At 69.3% G+C, this 6,148-nt stretch carries 6 protein-coding genes; all 6 read left to right on the forward strand.

Going from position 1 to position 6,148, the window contains the following annotated elements:
* Window positions 1-552 precede the first annotated feature (552 nt).
* The 6 genes from purF to VF665_RS11490 all read left to right on the forward strand — a co-directional run bounded on the left by purF (window position 553) and on the right by VF665_RS11490 (window position 5,914).
* A complete protein-coding gene (gene purF / locus VF665_RS11465) occupies window positions 553-1,944 on the forward strand; it encodes an amidophosphoribosyltransferase (protein ID WP_331053570.1) in 1,392 nt (463 codons plus the stop codon).
* Window positions 1,945-2,107: 163 nt separating this feature from the next.
* Window positions 2,108-3,289 (forward strand): hypothetical protein, encoded by a 1,182-nt coding sequence (locus VF665_RS11470; protein WP_331053571.1) that lies wholly within the window; start codon window positions 2,108-2,110, stop codon window positions 3,287-3,289.
* A gap of 6 nt (window positions 3,290-3,295) precedes the next feature.
* On the forward strand, window positions 3,296-3,523 hold the full coding sequence (locus tag VF665_RS11475; protein ID WP_331053572.1) for a hypothetical protein: 228 nt from the start codon (window positions 3,296-3,298) through the stop codon (window positions 3,521-3,523).
* Window positions 3,524-3,545: 22 nt separating this feature from the next.
* Window positions 3,546-3,695: a hypothetical protein gene (locus VF665_RS11480; RefSeq protein ID WP_331053573.1), complete on the forward strand. Its 150-nt coding sequence runs from the start codon at window positions 3,546-3,548 to the stop codon at window positions 3,693-3,695.
* Between the two features lie 214 nt (window positions 3,696-3,909).
* Window positions 3,910-4,656: a hypothetical protein gene (locus tag VF665_RS11485; protein WP_331053574.1), complete on the forward strand. Its 747-nt coding sequence runs from the start codon at window positions 3,910-3,912 to the stop codon at window positions 4,654-4,656.
* A 151-nt stretch (window positions 4,657-4,807) separates the two neighbouring features.
* Window positions 4,808-5,914, forward strand: a complete 1,107-nt coding sequence (locus tag VF665_RS11490; protein WP_331053575.1) for an aldo/keto reductase — start codon at window positions 4,808-4,810, stop codon at window positions 5,912-5,914.
* Window positions 5,915-6,148 lie beyond the last annotated feature (234 nt).

Genomic DNA, 6,148 nt, shown 5'->3' on the forward strand with positions numbered 1-6,148 from the left:
TTTCGGGAGGCAGCGGATGCGTTCCGGACCGTGATTTCCCTGCCCAGCCTGCCTAGCGAGTTGCTGCGGAGGGGAAGCGAATTGCGCGAGCGGTTGCTGCCGGCACGACGTAAACGAGTTTCACAGGTCGCTCGGCTACAATGCTTTATAGTTCAAAGTTAACGCTTATGCCCCCGGCCCCTCCCCGTGCAAACAGACGCACGGAGAGTGGAGAACGGCAGGAGGGTGCGATCAGCAGAGTCGAGGCGCGGCGGAGAGGCCCCCTCCCCCCAACCCCCTCCGCCCGCTCCGCGGGAGAGGGGGAGCCGTTCGGCGCGAGGGACAGTTCGGCGCGCGTCCTCAACCCTCCCCCAGGTTGTTTTGGGGGAGGGTGGGTGAGTAATGCGAACCCGGGTGGGGGCCGCCCGTCCACTGTCCGGGACGCACCGGCGGCAGCTGTCCAACGTTCGCCGAAGCCCGCACCTCCGAATTCGTCCGGGGTATCAACCGCCCTCTGGAACACGGCCGCGCACCACGCGCATCGCCGGTCCGCAAAGCACTGAGAAGAAGCCGATGTGTGGAATCGTTGCGATCTCCGGGAACTCCGAGGCCGCTCAGCTCTGCTTTCTGGGCCTGTACTCGCTGCAGCACCGCGGGCAGGAAGCCGCCGGCATCGCGTCGTTTGACCGCACCACGGGGACCAGCCACCGCATCCGCAAGCCGGGGCTGGTGTCCGACGCCATCCATGAAAAGGACATCGCCGAGCTTCCGGGCGACGTCGCGGTGGCGCACATCCGCTACTCCACCGCGGGCGGCGCGGGGCTCAAGAACGCGCAGCCCATCCGCGAAAGCTACCGCGGCGGGCACATCGCGCTGGTGCACAACGGCAACCTCACCAACGCCAACGCGCTGCGCGAGGGGCTCTTCAACCAGGGCGCGCTGTTCCAGAGCACCATCGACAGCGAGGCGATCGTGCACCTGATCGCCCGGTCCCGCGGCGACACGCCCGACGAGCAGATCGCCGACGCGCTGCAGCAGCTGGAAGGCGCGTACTGCGTCCTCATCACCGTGGGCGACACGCTGTACGCGGCGCGCGACCCGTACGGCTACCGCCCTCTCGTGATCGGCGCGCTCCCCACGGGCGGGCTCATGCTGGCGAGCGAAACGTGCGCGCTGGACATCGCGCACGCCCGCTACGTGCGCGACGTGGAGCCGGGCGAGTTCATCCGCATCCGCAACGGCGAGATCGAGACGGTGATGCGCCTGCCGCGCATTGTGGCGGAGGCGCAGCCCTGCATCTTCGAGCTGGTCTACTTCGCCCGGCCGGACACGCAGCTGTGGGGGTACACGGTGGACCGCGCGCGGCGTGCCTTCGGGCGGCGCCTGGCGCAGGAGCAGGGCGCCCCGGGCGACATCGTCATCTCCGTTCCCGACAGCGCCAACTCCGCGGCCGTGGGCTACAGCGAGCAGAGCGGCATTCCGTTCGAGCTGGGGCTGATCCGCAACCACTACGTGGGGCGCACGTTCATCACCCCCACGCAGGCCGGCCGCGACTTCAAGGTGCGTATGAAGTTCAGCCCCGTGCGCGAGGTGCTGAACGGAAAGCGTGTGGTAGTGGTAGACGACTCGCTGGTGCGCGGCACCACCAGCCGCGCCCTGGTGAACATGCTGCGCGAGGCGGGCGCCACGGAGGTGCACTTTCGCCTCGCCTCGCCGCCCGTGCGCTGGCCCTGCTTCTACGGCATCGACATGCCCACCCACGAGGAACTGATCGCTTCCGACAAGTCGGTGGAGGAGATCCGCGCATTCCTGGGGGTTGACTCGCTCGGCTATCTGTCGGAAGAGGGAATGATCGAGTGCGTGGCCGAGCAGGGGGAGACGTACTGCACGGCCTGCTTTACCGGCGATTACCGCGCCCCGCTGGTGGACGCGCAGCAGGGCTTCGCCATGAGCAGCCACTGCTGATCACGAGTTTCCCGGAGCGGACTGGATGCTGCGCAGCGGGATCGCCGCCGTTGTTGGAGTGGTGCTGGCCGGCTCCGCATTCGCCCCGCTCCCCACCGCGTCCGCTCTGGCGGTGCACTGCCTGCGGCCGCCGGGGATCCCGCCCCACGACGATGATCGGCACGTGGTCATTCTGGCCACGGCGGAAAGCGACACCGTCCTCGCGGGCCGGGGCGGACTGCTTCCCCCGCCGCGGACGGGCCTCTCACCATGGGAGCGGGCACCGGTGTACGGCTTGACGGCGCAGGTCGCCCGGGCGGGCGGGCCAGCCGGGCCGCAGGTGCCCGCGGGGCGGGTGGTGCTGGTGCCCTGGTCACATGACTGCGGAGGGTATCCGGTTCGTTGGGGGGCGACTGCTGCATGGCTTCCCCCCGGTGCCACGGACGCGATCGTGGGGCGGCTCCGGCCGCCCGAGCACTGGGCGGGCGGCGTTCCCACGATCGACGTGTTCAGGCCGGAGATGGTGAGGGGCGCCGGCATTCTTCCCGGCCTTGTGCGGTGGAAGGCGACTCCCGAGGAGCTGTTCGGCTTTCGCGCCACCATCCCCACCCGTGCGCAACTGCGCGCCGATCCCTGGGGTGCGGTGGCGGCGATGCAAGCGTGGGTCAGGGCTCACCCGGAACTCACGCGGGACGGAAGCGTCCTCCATGACGCGTCCGGTGCCATGCGTAGCGCCGCTCACGAGTCGGTCCGCGCCGCGCCTTCGCCGCTCGCCGGGACGTATCGGGTCGAGGTTTCGCGGACCGGCGGCCCCGTGCACATCATCTACATGCGCACGCAGCAAACGCCCGCCAGCGCTGTCATCTACGGTGACAGCGCGGTACCGTTCCTGACCGCGGCGGCGGGGTACCAGCTCGACATGTACATCCGCGCTCACGAATCGCGGCTACCACCCGTCCACCCGGACCTCTGGGCCCGAATCCGGCGCCGCATTACGGGGCCGCGGGACGGCGGGGACGGAACACTTCACATCCAGCTTCCCGAAGTCCCGAGGACGGACGGAACGTGGATGTATAGCGGGCACCTGAGCCTCTGGAACGTCGCGCATACCCTGTTTCCGAACGACCGGCAACTGCAGCGGTGGATTTCAGAGTGGTCCGAGGCTCATCATCGGAACATGGCGTTTGCCGATCCCCCGGGCGAAGCCGCGCTGCGGCCAGCCGCTTCCGCGGAGTGGACCGAGATCCTGCAGTTGCCCGGCGGGCGGGCGGTGACGATCCGCGCGGTGCGGATCTCCGGGGAGGCGCTGCCCTCGCCCGTGGACCAGAGCAGTTATGCCGACCTCGTTTTTGCTCCCGGAGGATAGCGCTGCGTGAACTCGTTCGAATTGCGCCTGACGGATTCGGAGTACCCCAATGTCCGCGTGATCATCGACGGCCGGGACCTGATCGAACGTCTGCGCGCGATCGAGTTGGCGGCCGCGACTTCGGATCATGCGCGCGAGCTCGCGGGCACGTACGGCGGATTGCAGCCCTACCAATGGGCCGATCTGCCCATGCAGGAGGAGGACGGCCGCGCGGCGGTGCTCGGCTGCGCATGAGGTGGGGTGCTGGCCCTTCCGCGTGCGCATCCAGATCCGGCCGCAGACCGTGATCTGGAGCGACTTCGAGGGGCCGGGCGGCACGGATGCTTATGACGCTCTTGGCCGCTTCATCTTCTCCCGCGAGCAGTACGACAGGGCAGTCGCCGCGGTCGTGCCCCGCGCGCGGTAGCCTGTTCGCTCTGACCGTCTCTGACACAGCTCCTACCCAGCCTCGATGCATCCCGGCTGCACCGGAGCGCTGAATTCCATTCCAGTTGCTGCGCCGGCCTGCACTGCGCATCCAAAACAGCCGCCCCAACTCGGGCGGTTTTCTTTCTCCGCATTGCGCCTCATCGGAGAAAGCCGATACCTCTGCGAATCACTGGCGCTGAAGTGGAGGTCCGATGTACGAAGCCAAGGCGCGGCTCTCCGCCCAGTGGGCGCGGATCGGCGGGGGGTTCACCGTCGCGCCGCATCCGGAGCCGGTGGATGTGGAGCGCCTCGTGTCGGAATCCGCCGCGGCGGCGCCGCAGGATCACCGGTTGTTCTTCGTCGCCGCGACGTGGCTTGGGGTGCACCACCACCTGGTGGACGTGCGGCGGCTGGGGCGTGAGCTGGAAGTGCTGTCCGGAGTGGCGTCCGCCGCGGCGGGGGCGATGCTCTCCGTCGCGAACCTGGCGGGCGGGTCGCCGCGGCTGGAGAGTGTGGCGCGGCACTGTGCCCCGCTCGCGGAACCCCGCCCCCTGTTCGACCGGATCGGGCGCAGCCCCGTGCTCCGGGAGGCGGCGCGGGAGGGATCGCATCCGGCGTTCACGCGGTGGGGGCTGTGGAACGAGGATGTCTCGCTCAAGACGGACGCGGTGAGGCCGGTGCGGTGGATTCTGGCGCACTGCCCGGAACTGCGGGTCCGCGCGTTGCTCGGCGCCGGGCTGGACGCGGAAATCGTGCGGACGGTGCTGGACGGCCCTCGCACGGTTGCCGCCATCGCCCGGGCGACGGGAGCGACCTACGCGTCCGCGCACGAAGCGGCGGCCCGGCTCGCCGCGCGGGGGATCCTGGACGCTCCCGCGCCGGCCGGGCGGGGCGTCGCGCTTTCGCCGGCGATCCGCGCGTGGCTGGACGCGTTCCCCGGCGCACTCCGGCCGGCCTGATGAGCGCGGGTCCTCCAAACTCCTACCGTGTGGGGGAGCTTGGCCGACTTGCTCCGCCGTGCCCGCAAAGCTACTGTGCGCCGCGGCGAACCGTCATGGCGGCGCCGGTTTCAATGACGATCAACTCGGCCCCGCGCCGATGGGAGGCTGCATGAAGTACCGTACCTATCCCGGAACCGACATCCGCACGTCGGAAGTGGGGTTCGGCGTCTGGACGCTCGCCGCGGGGTGGTGGGGCGATTTCAGCGATGACGAGGCCGTGGCGCTGCTGCACCGCGCCTTTGACCTGGGCATCACGTTCTACGACACCGCCGACACGTACGGCAACGGCCGCGCGGACTCGCTGCTGGCCAGGGCGTTCGGCGACCGCCGCGGCCAGGTGACGCTGAGCGCCAAGGTGGGCTACGACTTCTACAACAACCCCGACGTGCGGCGCGGGCAGCAGGAGATTCCGCACAACCCCGACCCGGCGTTCATCCGCTTCGCCGTGGAGGAACAGCTGAAGCGGCTCGGGACGGACGTCATCGACGTGCTCGCCTTTCACAATGTGAAGGAAGACCACGTTCCCGACGACGGGATCTGGGAAACGTTCCAGCGGCTGCAGGACGAGGGCAAGATCCGCTCGTGGGGCGGCGCGCTGGGCCCGTCCAACGGCTACCTGTTCGAGGGGCTGGACCTGATCCGCCAGCGCCGCGTGCGCAGCCTGCAGCTCATCAACAACATCCTGGAGCCGTTCCCCGGGCAGATCCTCACCCAGGCGGCCGAGGCCACCGGCAACACCGGCATTCAGGTGCGCGTGACGCACTCGTCGGGCATGCTGGAAGGGCGCTACACGCCCGAGACGGAGTTCGCCAAGAACGACCACCGGCGGCACCGCCCGCGCTCGTGGCTCATCAACGGGCTGCAGAAGCTGGAGTCGCTGCGCTGGCTTCACGAGGGGCGCGGGATGACGATCGGCCAGGCGGCGCTCAAGTGGCTGCTCGCGTCGCCCGTGGTGGTGACGACGCTTCCCAACATCTACAACGTGGAGCAGCTGGAAGAGTTCGCCGCCGCCAGCGACCTGCCGGACCTGATGGCCGACGACCTGGCGCGCATCGCCGAGCTGCAGCGCACCAACTTTGGCGTGCACGAAGACCACATGCGCTACAAGGGCACCATGGAGCGGGACGGCGAGCCTCTGGGCCCGGTGTACCGCTACCCGGACGACGGCTTTCCCGGCGCGCCGGCCGGCTCGCTGGAAACGGCCGCCGCGGACTGAGTTCCGCACGCAGAACGGCCCCGGCGCGCATGCCTGCGCGCCGGGGCCGTTTCTGTTGCGGAAGCCTCACTCCCTGGCCGCTCGGACCGCTCAGCAATGGTCCATGCCGGGAGCGGGTTCGCAGGAACCCGTACCCGTCCCGATCTGCAGAACACTCATGGAAGCCGATTTGATGGCGCCCGCCGAGTCGGACACATCCACCCGCAGATCGAAGTGCCCCTCACTGCCGAGGTT

The organism is Longimicrobium sp. (assembly GCF_036387355.1).
GTDB lineage: Bacteria > Gemmatimonadota > Gemmatimonadetes > Longimicrobiales > Longimicrobiaceae > Longimicrobium.

Bases quoted from the DNA above. Each gene is read 5' to 3' on its own strand.
- purF (WP_331053570.1), top strand. From the start codon at position 553: ATGTGTGGAATCGTTGCGATCTCCGGGAACTCCGAGGCCGCTCAGCTC.
- VF665_RS11485 (WP_331053574.1), top strand. From the start codon at position 3,910: ATGTACGAAGCCAAGGCGCGGCTCTCCGCCCAGTGGGCGCGGATCGGC.
- VF665_RS11490 (WP_331053575.1), top strand. From the start codon at position 4,808: ATGAAGTACCGTACCTATCCCGGAACCGACATCCGCACGTCGGAAGTG.